This is a genomic window from Alicycliphilus sp. T452, from assembly GCF_054512775.1.
In genome coordinates this window covers 291,448-312,909 of sequence record NZ_JBTNEH010000002.1, presented here as the reverse complement: position 1 = coordinate 312,909, position 21,462 = coordinate 291,448, and the positions used below count along the sequence as shown (strand labels likewise).

Sequence of the window (21,462 nt, the reverse complement as noted above, 5' to 3'; positions counted from 1 at the left end):
ACGGCTCAAGCAGTTCCGACGCATCGCCACGCGCTACGACCGCAAGGCCGCCCACTTCATGGCCTTCCTCTGCCTCGCTGCAAGTCTGGCTTGGCTGACAGATTGAATGTCGATTCAACCTAGGGCCGGCCCTGGTTGCCGCAGATCAAGTCAAGTCGCCTATACTTTGCCCTGCTCCGGGGTGCACGTAGTGGCGTGCTGAGACGGCGGACCTGACCGCCGGAACCGCGAACTTGATCTGGTTAGTACCAGCGTAAGAAGAGCTGCAGTGGGATGGTCGCGTGCGCCGTGGTGCGCGCGCAGGCCGTTCCGCCGATTGCGGAGCATTCCATTCAAGACCTTTGAGGAATGCCCGCCATGAACGCCCCCGACTCGTTTTCCCAGCTGCTGGCTCGCACGCGCGAGCCTTTTCCCGCCTCGGCCAAGTCCTTCATCACCGGCAGCCGCCCCGACCTGCGCGTGTCGGTGCGCGACATCCGCCTGACCAACGGCGAGGTGGTGAGCGTCTACGACACCTCGGGCCCCTACACCGATCCCGCCGCCACGATCGACGTGCGGCGCGGCCTGCAGAGCGTGCGCGGCGCCTGGATCGAGGAGCGCGGCGACAGCGAGGCCTACGAAGGCCGCAAGCCGGCGGCGCTCGACGATGGGCAAAGGAGCGAGGACGCCGCCCGCCTGGCGGCCCTGCGCCTGGAGGCCGCCGCCCTGCAGCGCCAGCCGCGCCGCGCCAAGGCCGGCGCCAACGTGACGCAGATGCATTACGCCCGCCGCGGCATCGTCACGCCCGAGATGGAGTACGTGGCGCTGCGCGAGAACGGCCGCCGCGAGTGGATGGCGCAATACCTGCAGGACGCCGCCCGCGAGCAGCGCCTGGCCGGCAACCCGCTGGGCGCCAGCATCCCCAAGATCATCACCCCCGAATTCGTGCGCGACGAGGTGGCGCGCGGCCGCGCCATCATCCCGGCCAACATCAACCACCCCGAGGTGGAGCCCATGGCCATCGGGCGCAACTTCCTGGTGAAGATCAACGCCAACATCGGCAACTCCGCCGTCACGTCCAGCATCGAGGAAGAGGTGGAAAAGCTGGTCTGGGCCATCCGCTGGGGCGCCGACAACGTGATGGACCTCTCCACCGGCAAGAACATCCACACCACGCGCGACTGGATCGTGCGCAACAGTCCCGTGCCCATCGGCACCGTGCCGATCTACCAGGCGCTGGAAAAAGTGGGCGGCATCGCCGAGGACCTGACCTGGGAGATCTTCCGCGACACGCTGGTCGAGCAGGCCGAGCAGGGCGTGGACTACTTCACCATCCACGCGGGCGTGCGCCTGGCCTACATCCACCTCACGGCGGCGCGGCGCACGGGCATCGTCTCGCGCGGCGGCTCCATCATGGCCAAGTGGTGCATGGCGCACCACAAGGAGAGCTTCCTCTACGAGCACTTCGAGGACATCTGCGACATCATGAAGCAGTACGATGTGGCCTTCAGCCTGGGCGACGGCCTGCGCCCCGGCTGCGCGTCCGATGCCAACGACGAGGCCCAGTTCGCCGAGCTGCACACCCTGGGCGAACTCACGCAGGTCGCCTGGAAGCACGACGTGCAGACCATGATCGAAGGCCCCGGCCACGTGCCCATGCACATGATCCAGGCCAACATGACGGAGCAGCTCAAGCACTGCCACGAGGCGCCGTTCTACACGCTGGGGCCGCTGACCATCGACATCGCGCCGGGCTACGACCACATCGCGTCGGCCATCGGCGCCGCCATGATCGGCTGGATGGGCACGGCCATGCTGTGCTATGTGACGCCCAAGGAGCACCTGGGCCTGCCCGACCGCGACGACGTGAAGCAGGGCATCATCGCCTACAAGATCGCCGCGCACGCGGCCGACGTGGCCAAGGGCCACCCGGGTGCCCGCGCGCGCGACGACGCGCTCAGCCAGGCGCGCTTCGACTTCCGCTGGCAGGACCAGTTCAACCTGGGCTTGGACCCCGAGACCGCGCAGGAGTACCACGACGAGACCCTGCCCAAGGACGCGGCCAAGGTCGCGCATTTCTGCTCCATGTGCGGGCCGAAGTTCTGCTCCATGAAGATCACGCAGGAGGTGCGCGAATTCGCCCAGCAGGGCCTGCAGGAAAAAGCCGAGGAGTTCAACCGCGCGGGCGGCGAGCTCTACGTGCCCATCCACCCGGTCCGGGGCTGACATGGCGGCGCTCAGGCGCCGCGCGTGACCACCACCTCCAGGTAGGCGCCGGGCACCAGCAGCGCCCGTGCGCTGCCGCGGTTGAAGCGCTCCAGCAGCGCGAGGATGTCGCGCGCGAGCAGCTCCTGCCGGTCCGGCGCCAGCGCCGCGAATGCGCGGTGCACCGGCCCGTAGCAGGCGCGGAACACCTCCAGCCAGTGGCGCGGCGACTCGTAGCGGAACACGAAGTCGCGCGGCGTGGCCCGCACCTGCTGGCCCGGGAACAGCTCGCGCAGCCCCTGCGGCGTGCCCCAGCGCACTGGCTGCCGCAGGCCGGCCGGCGGCGGCATGTGCTGGCCGACGGTCTTCAGCAGCAGCCCGACGAAGCCGTCGGGCGTCCAGTTGGCCAGCCCTATGCGCCCGCCGGGGCGCACCACGCGGGCCAGTTCGGCGGCGGCACGCTCCTGGTCGGGCGCGAACATCACGCCGAAGGTGGACAGGGCGGTGTCGAAGCTGGCGTCGGCGAATGGCAGGGCCTCGGCGTCGGCCGCGCGGAACTCGACCGCCAGGCGCTCGGCGGCGGCGCGCTCGCGCCCGCGTTCGAGCAGGGCGGGAACGTAGTCGGTCGAGGTGACCCGCGCGAAGCGCCGCGCGGCGGCGAGCGTGGCGTTGCCATTGCCGGCGGCCACGTCCAGCACGGCGCTGCCGGCGCGCAGGTCCACCGCCTCGCACAGGTTCTCGCCGACGATCTGCAGGGTGGCGCCGATGACGGCGTAGTCGCCCGAGGACCAGACGGCCTGCTGGCGCTGCTTGATGGCCGCATAGTCGATGGCGGGTGCTTCGAGAATGGTCATGAGAGTCTCCGGTAGTTGCCCGGGGACCATGCTGCGCCGCGGGCCCGGGCGGCTCAAGTTCTGTTTGTGAAGCCGGCCGGTTCACTGTCTGAACTGGCGGCCGCCCCGCGATCGGCGTAGATTCAGCGTTTGCCGCGCCCCGCGCGGAAGGCAAGCCCATGGTCCCAGCCAGCTACCGCCAGTTCTGCCCCGTGGCCATGGCCGCGGAGGTGCTGTGCTGCCGCTGGACGCTGCTGGTGGTGCGCGAGCTGATGATGGGGTCCAGCCACTTCAACGACCTGCGCCGCGGCGTGCCGCGCATGTCGTCGGCGCTGCTGGCCAAGCGCCTGAGGGAGCTGGAGGCGGCCGGCATCGTGGAGCGCACGCGGACGGCGGGCGCGGCCGAGGGGCATGCATACCACCTGACGCAGGCCGGCCGGGAGCTGCGCCCCATCGTCGAGGCGGTGGGCGCATGGGGCCAGCGCTGGGTGACGGCCGAGGCCACGCTGCGCCACCTGGACGCCAACCTGCTGATGTGGGACATACGCCGCCACGTCCACCCGGAGCCGGCGCCGGCGGCGCGCACCACGATCGAGTTCATCTTCTGCGACCGCCCGCTGCCCGAGCGCAACTACTGGCTGATCGTGGAGCCCGCGTGCGACGTGGACCTGTGCACGGTGGACCCCGGCTTCGAGGTCGACCTGTACGTGAGCACCGACCTGCGCACCCTCACCGCGCTGTGGCTGGGCCACGTGGGCTGGGCCCAGGCCAGCGGCAGCGGCGCCATCCGCCTGACGGGGACGCAGGAGCGCCAGAGCGCGTTGCGCCGCTGGCTGGGAACGAGCACGTTCGCCGCCGTGCCCCGGGCCGCCGGCTGATTTCTTGAGAGCCAGGCGTGATGAAGCGCCCGGGATGTAGGTCGTGCAACACATGCAAAGCGCAGGTAATCCCGTGGCAAATCCCGGGTAAAACCACCGCGCAAGGGCTGCGGCGCGGCGGCAAAAGGATCACCATAGGGGCGTATCCACTGCCATGAAAGGACGAGACATGTCCCCTACCACCGTGCCCCTCCGTGCCCCCCGCAGCACCCTCATGGCGTGGGCCGCCGCCTGCACGGCGCTGGCGATGGGCCTGTCGGCCGTGGGCGCGCAGGCCCAGCCACGCGACCCGCGCAACGATCACCGCTACGAACAGCGCCACCGCCCCGGCCATGCACAGCCCCGGCCGCCGCAGGTGCGCCCGCACCCCGGCCCGCCGCCCCAGGCGCACGGCCCGCGCCCCTGGCGCGGCGCGGGGCCTGATCACCGCTGGTACCGCGGCGACCGCCTGCCGCCCATGTACCGCAGCCACCACTACGTGGTCAACAACTGGCGCGTGCACCACCTGAGCCCGCCGCCGCGCGGCTACCACTGGGTGCAGTACGGGGCCGACTACCTGCTGGTGGCCATCGCCACCGGGGTGATCGCGCAGATCATCCTGAGCCAGTGATCAATAGCTGCGCCCGCCCTTGTACATGGCGTGCTGGCGCCGCGAAAGCTGCGCCACCGCCCCCACGCGGGCCATGGCCGCGCCCGCGTGCGCGTGGGTGATGGCCAGGCCCAGCGCATCGGCCGCGTCGGTGCCGGGCAGGCCGGGCAGGGTGAGCAGCCGGCGCACCATCTCCTGCACCTGCGACTTGGCCGCGCGGCCATGGCCGACCACGGCCTTCTTCATCTGCAGGGCCGTGTACTCGGCCACGGGCAGGTTCGCGTTGACCAGCGCCGTGAGCGCCGCGCCGCGCGCCTGGCCCAGCAGCAGGGTGGACTGGGGGTTGACGTTGACGAAGACGATTTCCACCGCCGCCGCATCGGGCCGGTAGCGCGCCGCGACCTCGGTGATGCCGTCGAACAGCAGCTTGAGCCGGCCCGGCAGGTCGCCCAGCGCCAGCCCCGTGGTGCGTATGGTGCCGCTGGCCACGTAGGCCAGCCGCTGGCCGTCCACGTCCACCACGCCAAAGCCCGTGGTCTGCAGGCCGGGGTCGATTCCCAGGATTCTCATGACTATCAAAAATAGAGCTGTTGGCGCTTGCTGGGTAAGCGCTGGAGGTTGATTTGCCTGTAAGCCAAGGTGTCTGCGTGAAAAAGGCACCCGTCTCCGCGGAGTGAGGCTGGGCATGGCGGGAATGATACGGGGCGATGGCCGGAGGCGCGGTGGACTGCGGCCGTTGGTTATCGGCGGCTCACACCCCCTGCGCGTGAACGTGGCGCCGCGGTATTCACGGGCCGTCATGAAAGGTCAAGTCGCTGGCATGAATCGTCAAGCCCTGATGGGGGCAGCGCTCCATCATGAAGCCGTTACCACCGAGTCCATTGACCTTTCATCAGGAGATCCCACATCATGAACTTCCTTGACGGCCACCTGTATCCCGAAAACCAGCAACCCCTGGTCATCACCGCCGCGCCCTACGCGCCGGGCTGGATTCCTTCCGATTTTCCCGAGGACATTCCCGTCACCATGGAGGAGCAGATCCAGAAGGCGGTGGACTGCTACGAGGCCGGCGCCACGGTGCTGCACCTGCATGTGCGCGAGGCCGATGGCAAGGGTAGCAAGCGCCTGTCCATGTTCAACGAACTGATCGCCGGCGTGCGCAAGGCGGTGCCCGAGATGATCATCCAGGTGGGCGGCTCCATCAGCTTCGCTCCCGAGGGGCCGGACGGTGAGGCCAAGTGGCTCTCCGACGATACGCGCCACATGCTGGCCGAACTCGATCCGAAGCCGGACCAGGTCACGGTGACCGTGAACACCACGCAGATGAACGTGACGGAGCACGCCGGCATCGACGACTTCCGTGGCTTGTCGCGCGGCTTCCCGCACCTGTACAAGACTTACAGGGACATGATCGTCCCCTCGAACCCCAGCTTTGTCGAGGAGCACATCCGCCGCCTGACGGCCGCCGGTATCCAGAGCGAGTTCCAGGTCTACAACATCAACAGCTTCGAAACCATCGAGCGCATGATGCGCCGCGGCGTCTACAAGGGGCCGCTGGTGATGAACTGGGTGGCCATCAGCGGCGGCATGGACCAGGCCAACATCTACAACCTGGCCAACATGCTGCGGGCCGTGCCCGATGGCGCCGTGGTCACGGTGGAAAGCTCGGTGCTCAATGTGCTGCCCATCAACGTGATCGGCATGGCCCTGGGCCTGCACGTGCGCTGCGGTACCGAGGATGTGCTCTGGAAGCAGGACCGCTCCGGCAAGATGAGCTCGGTCGAGCAGATCAGGCAGCTGGTGCGCGTCGCGGGCGAACTCGGCCGCCCCATCGCGACCGCGCAGCAGGCGCGCGAGATCTGCAAGATCGGCGTGTTCTACGACTCCGTGGAAGAGACGCTGCAGGCCAATGGTTTTGCGCCCAACCGCAATGGCGGCAACCAAGGGTTCCTGCGCAAGCCGGACTGAGGTTCCGCAGGCGTCGCGTCACACACAGGACAAGAAGGAGACAGACCTTGAACACCCATTTCCCCAAACGACGCCTGGCATTGGCCATGTTGATGGCCTGCGGGGTGCCCCTTGCTGCATCTGCCCAGCCCGCGGATGCATGGCCAAGCCGCCCCATTACGCTGGTGGTGGCCTCCGGCGCGGGCTCTGGCGTTGACCTGACCGCCAGAGAAATGGCGCAGAAGCTCAGCGTGGCGCTCAAGCAGCCGGTGCTGGTTGACAACAAGCCAGGGGCCAGTGGCATGGTTGCCGGCAATGCCGTCGCCCGGGCAAAAGCCGATGGCTATACCTTGCTCTATTCGAACGCGTCGTACGGGGCCGTGGCGCCGGCGGTGTTGAAGACCATGTCCTACGACCCGGTCAAGGACTTGACGCCCATTGCCCAGACCGCGGCCGGCGGCATCATCCTCTCCGTGCACAAGGACTTCCCGGCCAACACGCTCAAGGAACTGGTGGCATTGGTCAAGGCCAACCCCGACCGCTACACCTATGGCACCTGGGGAATCGGCTCGTCCGGGCAATTGACCATGGAATGGCTGCGGCGCCAGGCGGGCCTCAAAATGGCGCACGTTCCGTACAAGTCAACGCCGCAGATCGTGAATGACCTCGCATCGGGGGTGCTGCAGATCGGGTGGACCGATCCTGGCACTCCGGTGCCCATGCTGGAGGCCAGGATGATCAAGGGCATTGCCATCAGCGGTAATGTCCGGGCCCCTCGTACGCCGGGCATTCCCACCATGGCCGAGCAGGGCTACCCGTTCGACGCGGTGGGCTGGTTTGGCGTGTTCGGGCCTGCGAACCTGCCCAAGCCCATCCTCGACCGGTTGAATGGCGAGATCAACAAGATCCAGAAGTCGCAGGAAATGATGAAGCGCATGGAGGCCTTGAACCTGGAACCCCCGACCGTGAAATCGCCCGGGGAGTTCAAGTCCATCATCGCCAACGACCTGAAGGTCTGGGCAGCCATTGCCAAGGAGTCCAACATCTCCGTGGAGTAGGGCTGGGTTTGGCTCCATGCTCCAAGGCCATTCGAACGCGGACTGCGGTCCGCGTTTTTTTACGTCATGGAGGGGGCAAAGGACTTGGCCCGGGACTCCTTGGCGCTGCAGCCGAATTGCGTTTGGTACCAGCGGGAAAAGCTGCTGGCGGCAGTGAACCCCAGCAGGTCCGCGATTTCCGTCAGGGAATGCCTGCTTTCGAACACGTAGCGCGTCGCCAGCTGCCGGCGGATTTCATTCACGGAGGCGGAAAAGGTCTGCCCTCTTTCGGTCAAGCGCCGTTGGATGGTACGGGGCGTTACCCCCATGTATTCACCGACCTGTTCGATGCTGCAGCGCCCGCTGGGCAGCAGCGTCAAGATCGCGCGGCGTACGTCCTCGAGCACGCCGGCCGCATTCGCCTGGGTCGTCGATTCCAGCAGTTTCTGTGCATAGCGGACCATGGCGGGGTCCGCAAACTCGTTGCGTGTATCCAGATCCGAACGGGTACAGATGATGCAGTTGATGGCCTGGTTGAAGTCCAGGCAAGGCCCGAACATCTTGGTGTGCATCGCCAGATTGCGTGGGGCCGCATGCTCGAAGCACACTCGCGTTGGACGCCAGTCATTGCCAATCAGCTGGCGTATCACCCGTACGATGACGCCGAGCGCCAATTCAACGCGTTGCCGTGTGGGCGAGGTGCCGCCGCCAGCGAACCAGAGACCGCGAATGAGCACGAAATTGCCGCTCTCCTCCACGGACAGCGTGAGTGCACTGTTCAACATCGCCAGGTAGCGCACGAGCAGATTCAGCGAGTCTCGCAACGTTTCCTGGTCGCGGATCAACAGGCCCACGGGTCCCAGGTTGGACAGCAGGCGCGTGCTTGCCATGCACAGGCCGAAGCATTCGTTGCCGGACTGGCTGGCGGAGTCTTGCAGCAGCCGCCCGACCTTGCCGACCGGGATCATCCCATCGGGATCCTCCAGCGTGGCGGGGCTCAGGCCGACATCCAGAAGCATGCGATCGGGGTTGAGCCCCGAGGCTTGGGCCACCTGGCGGTAATTGGTCAGGCAGGCGGCGCGGACGAGAGATGCCATGAAACTACCGTATTGGCTCCGAGGTTGACAAAGTCCTGGCCGGTCTCCCTCCGCTGGCTTGACTGGATCGGGTGTGCTGCACACCAGGGTCGCGCCATGCCTTGCTTGGCCGCCATGGGCGGGTCCGGCACACGATCGTCGGCAAGCGCATGTTCGAAGAGCATGCGCCTCGCATCCCCATGGGGGCTGCCGCCGGCTCAGTCTGGCTTGTATTGAATCGAGCGCAGCAGTTCGCCCTGCTGGTCGTAGCCGGCACGCAGGTCTTTCGCCAATTCCTGCGGAGTCAGTGGCAAGCCGGCCTCCAGGCCCAAGGCCTCGATCCGCTGGCGTATTTTGGGCTGCTGAAGGTGTTGCAGGGTCAGCTCCCGCACCTTGTTTTGAATGGCCGGCGACAGGTCGGGGGTGGACCACAGGCCCATCCAGCCGACTTCGGCCAACGCCGGATACCCCAGTTCCTTGAAGGTCGGCACGTCCGGCAGGGCCGTGATGCGCGTCGGGAAGTTCACCGCGAAGGCCTTGATCTTGCCGGCCTTCAGCAGCGGCAGTGACGTCGGGGGGGCGTCGAACATCAGGGGCACATGCCCGCCCATCACGTCCTGCAGGGCCGGTGGCGAGCCCTTGTAGCCGATGTGCTTCAACTCGATATTGGCCAGCCGCGCGAATTGCACGCCGGAGGTGTGGCCGCGCATGCCGGCCGCGTACGAGGCGAAATCCGTCCCGCCCGGAAGGGACTTGACGTAGCTCACCAGCTCCTTGAGGTTGTTGGGAGGCAGGCTGGGATTGCCCACCAGTATCAAGCCTTGCCGGCTCACCTGCACCAGCGGCTTCAGGTCCGTGAACGGCTTGTAGTGGACCTTGTACGCCTGGGGCGTTTCCGTGACGATGCCGCCTTGGACCAGCAGCAGCGTGTGGCCATCATGGGGCGACATCAGCAGATCGTTGACGGCGATCGCACCGGCGGCCCCCGGCTTGGCCTCGACGATCACAGGCTTGCCGAGGGACTGCGCCAGTCCTTCCGCGACGATGCGCGCCAAGGTGTCGGCCGTACCTCCCGAAGGCCCGCCGACCACGATTCTTACGGCCTTGCTCGGCCAGTCCTGGGCCTGAACTGCCGGCGCAATGGCTGCCGCGGCGCAAAGCCCGGCCGCCAGTGCGCACAGCCTGCGGCGCGAATGCAGTCGTCGAGGTTCTTTCATTTTCGTCTCCATCTTCATCGTGCAGCCCATGGCTGGCGTGGGCTGCGTGGGTCAGCCAGGTGTGGGGGGCTCAACGCGACTTGTGCAGATAGCCCTGGTTGCCGCCATTGCGGTTGGGGGCGAAGCCATTGGCCGCCAGTGCTTCATCGGCGGTGTCGTAGAACACCCCGATCCTGCAGATCTCGCGGGCCTGCCTGGCGGTCGCGATGTCGCGGCCGAATTCCTCGGAGATGCGCACCAGCTGCTCGATCTGCCTGACCGTGCTCTGCTTGGCCGTTCGGCGCTGGTTCCAGAGCACGTCCTCGGTACCGCAGCGCACGTGCAGGCCCATGGCGATGCCCATCATGTTGACCGGCAGCACGTTGCGCACGTTGCTTTCCACCGTCACCACCGCGCCATCGGGAATGCCGCGAAGGAAATTCCCCAGGCTGTAGACATTCGGCGTGTCCATGCCGCCGCTGATGGCCACCCAGTTCATCACCAGCGGCCCCTTGTAGAAGCCGCGGCGGATCAGGCGCTCCACGGACTCGAAGCTGTTGGTGTTGTAGCACTGGAACGCGCTCTGGATGCCCTTGGCGCTCAGGCGCCGGACATGCTCCTGCACCCACAGCGGCGCGGCCGGCACGATCATGTCCTTGTAGGTGTCGAACAGCTTCGGGTTCTCGCGCGAGGTGCCGATGATGTCGCCGTCTTCCATGTGGTCGGTGACGTTCATCTGCGAGGTGTTCACGGTCACCGTGACCTGGTCGGGCGTCGGCTCCAGTTCCGCCAGCATGTGGCGCGTGTCGTCGGAGAGCCATTTGGCCGCCTCGCCCTCGCTCTCGGGCGCGAAGGAGATGGAGCCGCCCACCTGGATGATCATCTCGGGCACCGCCTTGCGCACGCCGGCGACCAGCTCGTTGAATTTGGACAGGCGCTTGCTGCCCTTGCCGTCGAGCTCGCGCACATGCAGGTGCAGCACCGTGGCGCCGGCGTTGTAGCAGTCCACCGCCTTCTGGATCTGCTCCTCCATCGTGACGGGGATGTCCTCCGGAAAGTCCGACGGCAGCCAGCCCGGCGCGTAGGGCGCGGCGGTGATGATCAGGGGTTGCTGGTTTTCGGGGAAAAGGTGCCCGTCGAGGAAATTCATCGCATGTCTCCAAACAATTCAAAAGTGGCGTTCAGAAGGGCTGGTCGCCCACGATGGCCGCACGCTCCATCTTCCGGGGCGCGGGCCAGTAGTCCATGACCGCATAGTGCTGGGTGCTGCGGTTGTCCCAGATCGCGACGCTATGGGGTTGCCAGCTGAAGCGCACCTGGTATTCGGGGATGTATGCCTGGCTCAGGAGATAGTTGAGCAGGTGGCTGGCCCCGGGCGATTTGTCGATCCCGAAGCGCACGTTCTCGGGCGTGTGGTAGTTCACGAAGTGGGTCGTGAAGCTGCACACGTTCAGCACCTTCTCGCCGGTCTCGGGGTGGGTGCGCACCACGGGGTGCTCGGCCGGCGGGTTGTCGGCCGCGAGCTTGCGGCGCGCCTCGGGACTCATCGCCGCGCCGAAGGAGTGCTCGATGCTGCTTTGGGCGCGCAGCCCATCGATCTTGCGCTTGATCTCCTCGGGCAGATTCCTGTATGCCTCCACCATGTTGACCCAGATGGTGTCGCCCCCGATGGGCGGGCATTCGATGCAGCGCAGAACGCATCCCATGGCAGGCGTTTGGCGCCACAGGCCGTCGGAGTGGTAGCTGTTTTCGTAGTTCTCGCGCTTGTCGCTGCGGTAGATCTGCACCAGGCCGGGGTGGTCGGGATGGCTGCCCGCCACGGGGTGCTCCTCCAGGTCGCCGAAGCGGCGGGCGAACGCGACGTGTTCGGCGCGCGTGATGTCCTGGTTGCGCAGGAACAGGACCCGGTGCTTGAGTAGCGCGGCCTTGATCTTGGCGAACAGGTCCGCGTCGCGGCTGGCGTCGCCGAGGCTGACGCCGCTGATTTCGGCGCCGATGGCGGGGGTCAATGGGCGAACGTGCATGGAAGTCTCCTGGAAATGTGGGGAAGGTCAGATCACGAAAATGGACGAACCCGTGGTCTTGCGCGCTTCCAGGTCGCGGTGCGCCTGCACGGCGTCTTCCAGCGCGTAGCGCTGGTTGATTTCGATCTGGATGCGGCCGGCGGCGATGTGGCCAAAGACTTCTGCCGCCAGTTCGGCTTTTTCAGCGGGGTCGGCGATGTAGTCGGCCAGTGCCGGGCGCGTCAGGAAGAGAGAGCCCTTGCGCGCCAGGATGTGGGGGTTGAATGGCGGAACCGGGCCGCTGGCCGTGCCCACGCACACCATCAGGCCGCGCCGCTTGAGAGAGTCGAGCGATGCCTCGAAGGTGGCCTTGCCCACGCTGTCGAACACCACGTTCACGCCCACCCCGTCGGTGAGCTCGCGCACCCGCTTGGCCACGTCCTCATGGCTGTAGTTGATGACGTGGTCGCACCCATGGGCCTTGGCCAGTTCGGCTTTCGCCTCGGTGGAGGTCGTGCCGATCACGGTCAGCCCCAGCAGCTTGGCCCACTGGGAGACGATGAGCCCCACGCCGCCCGCCGCTGCATGCAGCAGGACCGTGTCGCCAGACTTGAAGGGGTAAATGCGGCGCAGCAGATACGCGGAGGTCAGGCCGCGCATCGTCATGGCCGCCGCCGTCTCCAGGGCAATGCCGTCGGGCAGCTTGATCAGCGGTTCCGCGTCGATCAGCCGCTCGGTGCTGTAGGCACCCAGGGTGTTGGTGAAACCGGTGTACGTGACGCGGTCGCCCACGGCCACCTGGGTTACGCCTTCGCCCACTTCTTCGACGACGCCTGCCGCTTCCACGCCGATGCCGCTGGGCAGCGGGATGGGATAGGTGCCGTTGCGGAAATAGGTGTCCGCGTAGTTCAGCCCCACGGCCACATGGCGCAGGCGCACTTGCCCCGGGCCCGGGCGCCCGACCTGGACGGTTGCGCCGTACAGGACCTCGGGCCCGCCGGTGTGATCGAATTGGATGGCTTTGGCCACAGTGTCTCCTTGGGTTGCTCGGTATCGAAATGGATGGCTTGAATCTATGGCTCAACGGCCTGAATCTGCTTTCCATTTGACGACAGTCATTTATCATCTGATGTCATGATTGATAAATATCAAAGCGGACTTTGGTTTTTTGGAGTTGGGAATGCATAAGGGGGTCGTGCGGCACAACGCCGCGTTCAAGCGCGCGGGGGTGCTGGTGCATTACGAAAAGGTGGCCCGCAAACTGGGGCTCAACCCACAGCCTTTGCTGCGAAAGGTGGGGCTGACGAGTCAAATGCTCTCGGCGCCTGCGAGCATGATCCCGATGGACAGCACGGTGGCCTTGCTGGATCTGACGTCGCAGGCCAGCGGCTGCGATACCGTGGGCCTGATGATGGCCGAAGAACGGGCGCTCGCGGACTTCGGGCCCATCAGCCTGCTGCTGGTGCAGCAGCCTTCCATGCGTGGCGTGCTGAACACCATTTCGCAGTACCGCCACATGCTCAACGAGTCCCTGGGGCTGTACATCGAGGATGCCGGAAGGACGACGTTCATCCGCGAAGAAATCGTGACTGCCTATCAGGGCAATGCCCGCCAGTCCAGCGACATGGCGGTAGGCGTCCTGATGCTGTTGTTCCGAGCCGTCCTGGGATCGCAATGGCGCCCGCAGTCGGTGCACTTCACCCACGAGGCGCCGCAGGACCTGCAGATACACAAGCGCCTTTTCAAGTGCCCCTTGCAATTCGAAAGCGATTTCAATGGGGTGGTGTGCCTCAGCGCAGACCTGGACAAGCCCAACATGCAGGCCGATGCCGCGATGGCCAAGTATGCGCAGTCCTTCATGGACGCCCTGCCCAAGCCCGGGCACGACTCCGTCGTGCTGGATGTGCGTCGCTCGGTGTATCTGTTGCTGCCCATGGGCCGGGCCAGCGTCAACCAGGTGGCGTCGGGCCTGGGCGTGAACGTGCGCACGCTGCAGAGGCGGCTGGATGAGGCGGGCGTGAGCTTTACCTCCATCCTGAATGACGTCCGCCGCGAATTGGCGCAGCGCTACATCGACAACACCTCCTATTCCATGGGCCGTGTAGCCATGCTGCTGGGCTACTCCAATCTGAGCTCGTTCACGCGCTGGTTCACCGCGCAGTTCCATCGCGTGCCGTCGCGCATGCGCGGCTGACGGCAAGGCGTCAGGCGATCAGCGGGTGCCGCATCGCCCGGGCCCCCTCCATGCTGAACCGATGCTGGGACGGACCTGTCATTTCGCGCCCAACGCGGCGGCATCCCTCCGGGTTTGCCCTGCCTGTCGCAAAAGGCGAATTCGCTGGCGTGGACTGTCAAGTTCCATGGGACGGTTTTCCAAAGAATCGGTCGCCCGCTTCAGAAGAACCTGCACCTCGCCGGGGTGGGGTTCACGAGCGTATCGACCATTCAAACGGAGACAAGGAATGATGACAATCCGCAAGGTGGGAGCCCTGTCGGCCCTCACGCTGGCCTGCGTGCAAGCCCATGCTCTTGAATTCAAGACCGAAAACGGCCTGGAAGGAAAGATCAATGGCGTGTTGACTCTCGGCACCCAGATCCGCACCAAGGACCCCAGCCCCGATGCCTATTCGGCGGTGGTTTCGCCCAGCGTTCCCGGCGTGCCGCGGGGTCATCTGGCAGGCCAGAATGGCGGCCCTGACCTGAACTTCTACAAGGGCGACCAGATTTCCACCGTGCTCAAGGGCGTGGTGGATGTGGACCTGAAAAAGGGCGACATTGGATTTTTTGTCCGCGCCAATGCGTGGAAGGATTTTGCATTGGGTGAGAACAATGTCGCCTACGGCAACTTCCCCAACGGATTCACGCCCCATATGCCGTTGAGTGACCAGGGTTTCGCCGGCAGTTCCAAATTCTCCAACGCTGAAATCCGGGATGTCTTTCTTTATGGGTCAACGGCCCTGTCGGACGGCAAGAAACTGGAGGGCCGCTTCGGGCGCCAGGTGTTGAACTGGGGCGGGGCGCGATTGATAGGCGGCGGTATCAACTCCGTCATCAATCCGACGGACTTCTCCTCGCAGTTTCGCCCTGGTGCCCAGGCTTTCGAGGGCAAGCTTCCATTGGGCATGCTCAGTGCCAAACTGGTTGCGGGCGAAGCCTGGAGCATGGAAGGTTTTGCCGCCTTCGAGCACCGCGGCAATGTCTATGCCGGCTGTGGCACCTATTTCGACGTGACTTCGTTCATCGCGCAGGGATGCAACATGATCTCGTTCGCCGGGGCCTCGGAGCAGCAGCGGCTTGCCACCAACCAGTACGTGCACCGCACGCCCGATGCCGACCCCAAAGGCCTGGGCCATTACGGATTGTCGGCGGGGTTCAAGTCCGATGCGCTGAAGACCGACTTCAGGCTGTATGCGATGAACACGACGGCCGTGACGCCCAGCTTTCGCATGACCGTCAATTCCACGACGCCTTCTTCTCCGGCGAACAGCAACTATGGACTGATTTATCCCGAGAACGTGTCGTTGTTCGGTGTCTCGTTCAGCAAGAAGATCAGCCCCGAATTGACGACCTACGGGGAAATCGCCTATCGGCCGAATCAGCCGATTTCCTTCAATGCATCCGATCTGTTGGGCGCGTTTTATGGCCGCAGCCCGAATTCCCTGCTGGCGCTGCGCAAGAACATCCTCGCGGTCCCCGTCGGAGGGACATTCGATGCATACGACCGGTTTGGCGTCGTGACCGGCAGCATGGGCGCCAGCAAGATTTTCTCCAAGGCCCTGGGTGCCGCGCGCGTCGTGCTGACGGGCGAGGTGGGCTTCAGCCATATCAATGGGCTGCCCAGCCAGGACATGCTGCGCTTCGGACGTGGCACCGCTTTCGGCGCCGCCGCGTACGTGGGGCCGACCGGGGCGTTGACGGCATGCAATGAAACCGTGGGCGGCAAGCAATGCACCAAGGAGGGCTACGTCACCAGCAATGCCTGGGGCCTGCGGGTGGGGGCGTCGGCCGTGTATCCGGATGCGCTGGCTGGCGCCACATGGACCACGTCCATCCTCGTCGGCAAAGACGTCAAGGGTTATTCCTTCGATGGCACCTTCTCCGAGGGGCGTGCCGCGGCCCGGGTCGGCGTGCGCGCCGAGTGGAGCAAGAAGTATTTTGCCGAAGTGCAGCTCAGCAAATACCTCGGCGGAAGATACAACCTGATGGTGGACCGCGATTACCTGACCATGGTGGCTGGCGTGCGGCTTTGAATCTTTTCGACTCCGCTGTCCCGGCGAATACCTTCCTCGCCGGCGCGGGGCGCGTCAGGGCAGTTCGGCGCTTCCCATGCGCGCCACGATGGTGCGCGTGCGCCCCGCCAGGTACGCCGAGTTCGGCGCTTTCTCGAAGCGCTTGGGCGCGGGCAGCATGACGGCCAGGCGGGCGGCCTCGGGGGCGGTGAGCTGGCGCGCGCTCTTGCGGTAGTAGTGCTGGGCGGCGGCCTCGGCGCCGAAGATGCCGGCGCCCCATTCGACGTTGTTCAGGTAGATTTCCAGGATGCGCCGTTTGCTCAGCAGCTGTTCCAGCAGCAGCGTGAGCACGAATTCCTGCCCCTTGCGCATGTAGTTGCGCTCGCCCGACAGCAGCAGGTTCTTGGCCAGCTGCTGGGTGATGGTGGAGCCGCCGCGGATGCGCGGCGCGCGGGCGGCGGGCGCCTTGGCCGCCTGGGCTTCGGCGCGGGCGTTGCGCTCCCAGGCCTTTTCGATGGCGTCCCAGTCCACGCCGTCGTGGTTGACGAAGTTGTCGTCCTCCGAGGCGACCACGGCGCGCTTGAGGTGGTCGGAGATGTGCGCGTACGGCACCCATTGCTGGCGCCAGCGCAGGCCGCCGCCGCCGCGCAGCTGCGCCCAGGCCTCGGACCGCTGGAAGGTGGTGGATTCGGGATCGAGCACCGCCATGGCCGCGATGCGCGCCACGAAGAACAGCTGCAGCGCCACGAGCGCCAGCAGCACCAGGGCGATCCAGCGCAGCAGGGCGCGCATGGCCGCGTTCAGTGGCCGGCGGCGATGGCCGCGCGCAGCTCTTGCAGCACCTGGGCCGATGGCGGGCGCTGGCCGCGCCACAGGGCGAAGGCCTCGGCGGCCTGCTCCACCAGCATGCCCAGGCCGTCGCGCGGCCGGGCGCCGTGCCGGGCGGCCCAGTCCAGGAAGCCTTGCGCGGCGGGGCCGTACATCATGTCGTAGGCCAGGCTGCCGGGGCGCAGCACGCTGGCGGGCACGGGGGCGGCGGCGCCTTCCAGGCTGCTGGCGGTGGCGTTGATGATGATGTCGAAATCGGCCTCTGGCGCTTGTATGTCGAGCGCCAGCAGCTCTGTTTTTTGTAGTGATGCGAGCGCCGCGTGGCTGGCCACCAGGGCCTGGGCGCGCGCGGCCGTGCGGTTCACCACGGCGATGCGGCGGGGCTGGCGCCGCAGCAGCGGCCCCAGCACGCCCGCGGCCGCGCCGCCCGCGCCCACGAGCAGCACGTCGCGCCCGGCCAGCGGCACGCCGGCGCCCTGCTCGATGTCGGCCACCAGGCCCAGGCCGTCGGTGTTGTCGGCGTGGATGGCGCCGCCTTCAAAAGTCAGGGTGTTGGCCGCGCCGGCCAGCTGCACGCGTTCGCTGCGGTGGGTGGCCAGCTGCGCGGCTTCGAGCTTGAAGGGCACGGTGACGTTGCAGCCGCGCCCGCCCTCGGCCGCGAAGTCGCGCAGCGCCCGGGCGAAGCCGTCGATGGGCACCAGGCGGCGTTCGTAGCGCAGGTGCTGGCCCGTGAGCGCGGCGAAGCGCGCGTGTATCCAGGGGGAGCGGCTGTGGGCGATGGGGTTTCCCATCACGCAATAGAGGTCGGGGGTGGTCGTCATGAATGGTCAGCGGACGGCGGTTTCCAGGGTCTGCTCGCGCGTGAACTTGAAGCGCGAGACGACGGCGATCTGGTCGGCCTTGGCGCGCATGGCCGGGCCGAAGTGGCCAAAGGGGCCGGCGGCGCGCGCGATGGCCTCGGCGCGCCGGTCCAGCTGGCGGTTGCCCGAGCCCTGCACGACTTCGGTTTCGAGCACGCGGCCGTCGTGGTTCACGGTGACGATCATGATCAGCTCGCCATAGAGCTTCCTGCCGCCGTGCTCGGGGAAGTTCTGCGTGCCCTTGTCCTCCACCTTGCGGCGCAGCGCGTCGTAGTACACGGCGTACACCTCCTCGCGCGTGGCGGGGCTGATGTAGCGCTTGCGCGGGCGGGCGTTCTCTTCGTTGATGCGCTTTTCGATCTCGGCCAGCAGCTTCACGAGCTGGCGGCGCTTTTCCTCCTGGGCCTGGTTGTCGGCGCTTTCGCTGGCCTTGCGCGGGTCGGGCTTGGGCAGGATGGCCAGCTGCTGGCGCACCTGGGCCAGCAGCTGGGTCTGCTGCTCCAGCATCTGGTCCATCCTGCGCTGGGCTTCCTCCAGGTCGTCGCCGATGGAGGTCAGGGCCGAATAGGGCAGGGGGCTGGTGGCGCGGCCCTTGGCGGCCTCGCCCCCGCCGGCCAGCGAGGCCTGGGCGATGGCCTGGGCCTTGTCCGGGCGCTCGCTGGACTTGGCGTTGACCAGGATGACCTCCAGCGGCGTGTCCTGGAACACGCGGTCGAAGCGCTCGGGAGCGACGAAGCGCACCGTGAGCAGCAGCGCGTGGATGGCGATGGACAGGCCCAGCGCGATCTGCAGGGTGCTCAGGCGGCGGAGCGTGGAGGCGATGTTCACGGCGCAGGATTATCCCGGCTGGCCGGCGCCGGCCTCGGTACCCGTCCCATCGGTTTCGTCGATGTCCACCGCGATGGCGATAGGCCCTGCCACGGCTTCTTCCTCGTCCTCGTCCACGGGGCCGTCGTCGCTCTGGTCGGCCGGGTCGTCCAGGCGCGCGAGCAGCGTGCCGTTCACGTCCAGCGTGATCTCGTCGATGGCGCCCAGCTTCACGCGCACGCGCGCGCCGCGCGGCAGGCCCTGGGCGCCCAGCACGGGCAGCACCAGGGGCAGGGTGTCGGCGCGCACGAGGAAGTCGCCGTTCATGCCGTCCTTGATGACCGTGGCGTCCAGCTCGGTGACCTGGTTCTGCTGCAGGTACTTGAGCGTCCAGAAGCGCTCCATGCCCGCCTGGTAGCCGTTGTAGGCGCCGTAGGTGGCGTCGAAGCTGCTGATGATGGAGAACAGCTCGGCGTCCTTCGGCTTGAAGGGCGCGGCCAGTGCGGCCGTCCTGCCGTGGCGCGCGCAGGCGATGATCTGCCACTGGTTCACCAGGTCGACGTAGCGGCGCAGCGGCGAGGTGGCCCAGGCGTAGCTCTTCACGCCGATGCCCGCGTGCGGCAGGGCCTTGGTGCCCATGCGCACCTTGATGCCGGGCGCCAGGCTCGCCTGGCTGCGGTAGACGCCGGGCACGCCGTGCTCGGCCAGCATCTGGCCCCAGGTGCTGTTGGCGACGATGGCGGCCTCGGCCACGATCAGGTCCAGCGGCGCGCCGCGCTGGCGCGTGGTGATGCGCACCGTCTCGCTGCCCGTCGGCTCGGCCTTGCCGTTGCCCTCCAGGCGGAAGTTGTAGTCCGGGCGGTTGAAGGTTTCGGGCTTGCCGCGCACCTGCTCGCGCCCGGCCTTCAGCTGCTTTGCCAGCCGGTGCAGGAATGATAGCTGCTCGCGCAGGTCCAGCAAAGGCTGGGGCGTGTTTTCATGCTGAACGGAGGCATCCTGCAGCCAGGCCTCGGTGACGATGTGGTCGAGCTGGTCGTGGCGCAGGTTCACCGTCACGGGCACGCGTTCCAGGCGCGTCTCGGTGCCGGTGATGGCGAGCGTCGCCTCGTCGATGGTCACGTAGAGCGACACGGCCGGGTTGGCGCGGCCCGCGTCCAGCGTGTAGATCTGCACCACCTCGTCGGGCAGCATGGTGATCTTGTAGCCGGGCATGTAGACGGTGGACAGGCGCTGGCGGCCCACCTTGTCCAGGTCGCCCCCGGGCTGGATCGCCAGGCCGGGCGCGGCGATGTGGATGCCCAGCGTGACGGTGCCCGTGTCCAGGCCCTGCACGGAGAGGGCGTCGTCGATCTCGGTGGTGGCCGAATCGTCGATGGAGTAGGCCTGCACCGGCGCGAGCGGCAGGTCCTGCGGCGGCTGCGGCGCGGCCAGCGGGGGAAAGCCCGTGCCCTTGGGGAAGTTCTCGAACAGGAAGCGCTTCCAGTGGAACTGGTAGGGCGAATCGATGGCGCCCGCCGCCTGCAGCAGCGCCAGCGGCGCCTGGTGCGCCGTGCGGCTGGCCTCGACCACGGCCTTGTACTCGGGCGCGTTCTTGTCGGGGCGGAACAGTATCTTGTAGAGCTGCTCGCGGACGGGCTGCGGGCAGCGGCCGGCCGCCAGCTCGGCCGCCCAGGCCTCGATCTGCGCCTGGACCTGCTTCTTCTTCTCGATGGCGGCCAGGGCCTGCTGCAGGATCTCGGCGGGCGCCTTCCTGAAGCGCCCCTTGCCCGCGCGGCGGAAGTAGTGCGGCGCCTCGTACAGCGCCAGCAGCATGCCGGCCTGCTCGGCCACGGGGGCGCTCGCGGAGAAGTACTCGCGCGCCAGGTCGGCGAAGCCGAACTCGTCCTCGGGCGCGAACTCCCAGGCCAGCGGCAGCTCGATGGAGGCGGCGGTCTCGCGCGCCTGCGCCAGCAGCTCGGCCGGGGCGGGCTTGTCGAACTTCAGCAGTATGTTGGCGGCCTTGACCTTGACGCGTTTACCCGAGTCGAGCTCGATCTGCGCCGAGCTTTCGGCCTCGGAAAGGATGCGGCCGGCAAGGAACTTGCCGGCGTCGTCGAACAGTGCATGCATAGGGGCGCGATTTTCCCATGGCGGCGCCCCGGCGACCCTGCGCGCGGCAGGTGTTTGTCACGCGGGGGCGCCGCCGTGCGTCCAATGGGCAGAAGGTCTCATCACGGAAAGCGAGGGCGGACCATGCACACACCCGAGGACTTGCGGCAGGCGGCGGCGCCCGGCGCCGCCCCCGTGGACGCGCCCGACGCCGGCCGCGCCGGGGACGCGGCCCTGGTGGCGCGCGCCCTGGGCGGCGAGGCGCGGGCCTTCGAGGCCATCATGCGCCGCCACAACCGGCTGCTGTTCCGCGCCGCGCGCGGCGTGGTGCACGACGACGCCGAGGCGCAGGACGTGGTGCAGGAGACCTACCTGCGCGCCTTCACGCGGCTGCGGGACTTCCGCGGCGAGGCGGCGCTGGGCACCTGGCTGGCGCGCATCTGCGTGCGCGCCGCGCAGGATGTGCTGCGCCGGCGCACGCGCAGCGTGGCCGTGGATGCCACGCAGGCGCCCGACCAGGAGCCGCAGCCGGAGCACGCCATGCCCTACTTCGCCCCTTCCGACGATTCGCCCGACCAGGCGCTGGCGCGCGCCCAGCTGCGCGCGCTGCTGGAGTCGGCCGTGCAGAGCCTGCCGCCGCCGTACCGCAGCGTGTTCATCCTGCGCGCGGTGCAGGAGATGAGCGTGCAGGAGACGGCCTTCTGCCTGGACATCAGCGAAGAGCTGGTGCGCACCCGCTACCTGCGCTCGCGCGCCATGCTGCGCGACGCGCTGGGCGCGCGCATCGAGGCCTGCGCCGAAAGCGCCTTCCCGTTCGCCGGCGCGCGCTGCGACCAGGTCGTGCACCGGGTGCTGGCCGAGCTGCGGCGGCGCGGGCTGCTGGCCTGAGCGGCCCGCGCGGCGCGGC

General features: G+C 67.2%; 19 protein-coding genes, 1 pseudogene and 1 riboswitch. Of the genes and pseudogenes, 9 read left to right on the top strand and 11 right to left on the bottom strand.

What is annotated here, in order from left to right:
* Positions 1–106 (top strand): annotated as a pseudogene (locus ACX12L_RS03015) (IS5/IS1182 family transposase); the annotation flags it as partial.
* A gap of 61 nt (positions 107–167) precedes the next feature.
* A riboswitch (TPP riboswitch) is annotated at positions 168–277 on the top strand.
* 80 nt (positions 278–357) lie between these two features.
* The gene (thiC, locus tag ACX12L_RS03010) at positions 358–2,205 is read left to right on the top strand and encodes a phosphomethylpyrimidine synthase ThiC (protein ID WP_459261267.1); all 1,848 of its coding nucleotides are present in this window, start codon (positions 358–360) and stop codon (positions 2,203–2,205) included.
* Positions 2,206–2,216: 11 nt separating this feature from the next.
* Here the strand turns inward: thiC and ACX12L_RS03005 are convergent, their stop codons facing one another.
* Positions 2,217–3,038 (bottom strand): class I SAM-dependent methyltransferase, encoded by an 822-nt coding sequence (locus tag ACX12L_RS03005; protein ID WP_459261266.1) that lies wholly within the window; start codon positions 3,036–3,038, stop codon positions 2,217–2,219.
* Positions 3,039–3,196: 158 nt separating this feature from the next.
* Between ACX12L_RS03005 and ACX12L_RS03000 the strand changes: the two genes are divergently transcribed.
* Entirely contained in the window at positions 3,197–3,895 is a 699-nt protein-coding gene (locus ACX12L_RS03000) for a winged helix-turn-helix transcriptional regulator (protein WP_459261265.1), read from the top strand.
* Positions 3,896–4,064: 169 nt separating this feature from the next.
* Entirely contained in the window at positions 4,065–4,505 is a 441-nt protein-coding gene (locus ACX12L_RS02995; RefSeq protein ID WP_459261264.1) for an RcnB family protein, read from the top strand.
* On the opposite strand, the gene ruvC is transcribed toward ACX12L_RS02995, so the two are convergent.
* Positions 4,506–5,054, bottom strand: a complete 549-nt coding sequence (ruvC, locus tag ACX12L_RS02990) for a crossover junction endodeoxyribonuclease RuvC (RefSeq protein ID WP_459261263.1) — start codon at positions 5,052–5,054, stop codon at positions 4,506–4,508.
* Positions 5,055–5,393: 339 nt separating this feature from the next.
* On the opposite strand from ruvC, the gene ACX12L_RS02985 reads away from it, so the two are divergent.
* Together ACX12L_RS02985 and ACX12L_RS02980 are read left to right on the top strand one after the other, a co-directional pair.
* The gene (locus ACX12L_RS02985) at positions 5,394–6,452 is read left to right on the top strand and encodes a beta-keto acid cleavage family enzyme (protein WP_459261262.1); all 1,059 of its coding nucleotides are present in this window, start codon (positions 5,394–5,396) and stop codon (positions 6,450–6,452) included.
* Between the two features lie 47 nt (positions 6,453–6,499).
* Positions 6,500–7,489 (top strand): Bug family tripartite tricarboxylate transporter substrate binding protein, encoded by a 990-nt coding sequence (locus tag ACX12L_RS02980; protein ID WP_459261261.1) that lies wholly within the window; start codon positions 6,500–6,502, stop codon positions 7,487–7,489.
* Between the two features lie 59 nt (positions 7,490–7,548).
* Here the strand turns inward: ACX12L_RS02980 and ACX12L_RS02975 are convergent, their stop codons facing one another.
* The 5 genes from ACX12L_RS02975 to ACX12L_RS02955 form a co-directional block, all read right to left on the bottom strand.
* The gene (locus ACX12L_RS02975; RefSeq protein WP_459261260.1) at positions 7,549–8,565 is read right to left on the bottom strand and encodes an AraC family transcriptional regulator; all 1,017 of its coding nucleotides are present in this window, start codon (positions 8,563–8,565) and stop codon (positions 7,549–7,551) included.
* Between the two features lie 197 nt (positions 8,566–8,762).
* Positions 8,763–9,761, bottom strand: coding sequence for a tripartite tricarboxylate transporter substrate binding protein (locus tag ACX12L_RS02970; protein WP_459261259.1), 999 nt, complete (start codon positions 9,759–9,761; stop codon positions 8,763–8,765).
* Between the two features lie 70 nt (positions 9,762–9,831).
* A complete protein-coding gene (locus ACX12L_RS02965) occupies positions 9,832–10,890 on the bottom strand; it encodes a beta-keto acid cleavage family enzyme (RefSeq protein WP_459261258.1) in 1,059 nt (352 codons plus the stop codon).
* Between the two features lie 31 nt (positions 10,891–10,921).
* Entirely contained in the window at positions 10,922–11,764 is an 843-nt protein-coding gene (locus ACX12L_RS02960) for a TauD/TfdA dioxygenase family protein (RefSeq protein WP_459261256.1), read from the bottom strand.
* A gap of 27 nt (positions 11,765–11,791) precedes the next feature.
* Positions 11,792–12,772 carry a quinone oxidoreductase family protein gene (locus tag ACX12L_RS02955; protein ID WP_459261255.1) on the bottom strand — a complete coding sequence of 327 codons (981 nt, stop codon included), beginning with the start codon at positions 12,770–12,772 and terminating at the stop codon, positions 11,792–11,794.
* 151 nt (positions 12,773–12,923) lie between these two features.
* Between ACX12L_RS02955 and ACX12L_RS02950 the strand changes: the two genes are divergently transcribed.
* Together ACX12L_RS02950 and ACX12L_RS02945 are read left to right on the top strand one after the other, a co-directional pair.
* On the top strand, positions 12,924–13,937 hold the full coding sequence (locus tag ACX12L_RS02950) for an AraC family transcriptional regulator (RefSeq protein ID WP_459261254.1): 1,014 nt from the start codon (positions 12,924–12,926) through the stop codon (positions 13,935–13,937).
* Positions 13,938–14,205: 268 nt separating this feature from the next.
* A complete protein-coding gene (locus ACX12L_RS02945; RefSeq protein WP_459261253.1) occupies positions 14,206–15,993 on the top strand; it encodes a DUF1302 domain-containing protein in 1,788 nt (595 codons plus the stop codon).
* 54 nt (positions 15,994–16,047) lie between these two features.
* On the opposite strand, the gene mtgA is transcribed toward ACX12L_RS02945, so the two are convergent.
* Genes mtgA through ACX12L_RS02925 form a run of 4 tightly spaced genes read right to left on the bottom strand, consistent with a single transcriptional unit; the run spans position 16,048 to position 20,576 of the window.
* Positions 16,048–16,764, bottom strand: a complete 717-nt coding sequence (gene mtgA, locus ACX12L_RS02940; protein WP_459261252.1) for a monofunctional biosynthetic peptidoglycan transglycosylase — start codon at positions 16,762–16,764, stop codon at positions 16,048–16,050.
* 8 nt (positions 16,765–16,772) lie between these two features.
* Complete coding sequence (aroE, locus tag ACX12L_RS02935) at positions 16,773–17,621, bottom strand: shikimate dehydrogenase (RefSeq protein ID WP_459261251.1); 849 nt, start codon at positions 17,619–17,621, stop codon at positions 16,773–16,775.
* 6 nt (positions 17,622–17,627) lie between these two features.
* Positions 17,628–18,488: an energy transducer TonB gene (locus ACX12L_RS02930; protein ID WP_459261250.1), complete on the bottom strand. Its 861-nt coding sequence runs from the start codon at positions 18,486–18,488 to the stop codon at positions 17,628–17,630.
* Positions 18,489–18,497: 9 nt separating this feature from the next.
* Positions 18,498–20,576 carry a ribonuclease catalytic domain-containing protein gene (locus ACX12L_RS02925; protein ID WP_459261249.1) on the bottom strand — a complete coding sequence of 693 codons (2,079 nt, stop codon included), beginning with the start codon at positions 20,574–20,576 and terminating at the stop codon, positions 18,498–18,500.
* Positions 20,577–20,699: 123 nt separating this feature from the next.
* Between ACX12L_RS02925 and ACX12L_RS02920 the strand changes: the two genes are divergently transcribed.
* Positions 20,700–21,443, top strand: coding sequence for an RNA polymerase sigma factor (locus tag ACX12L_RS02920; RefSeq protein ID WP_459261248.1), 744 nt, complete (start codon positions 20,700–20,702; stop codon positions 21,441–21,443).
* The last annotated feature ends 19 nt before the right edge of the window (positions 21,444–21,462 follow it).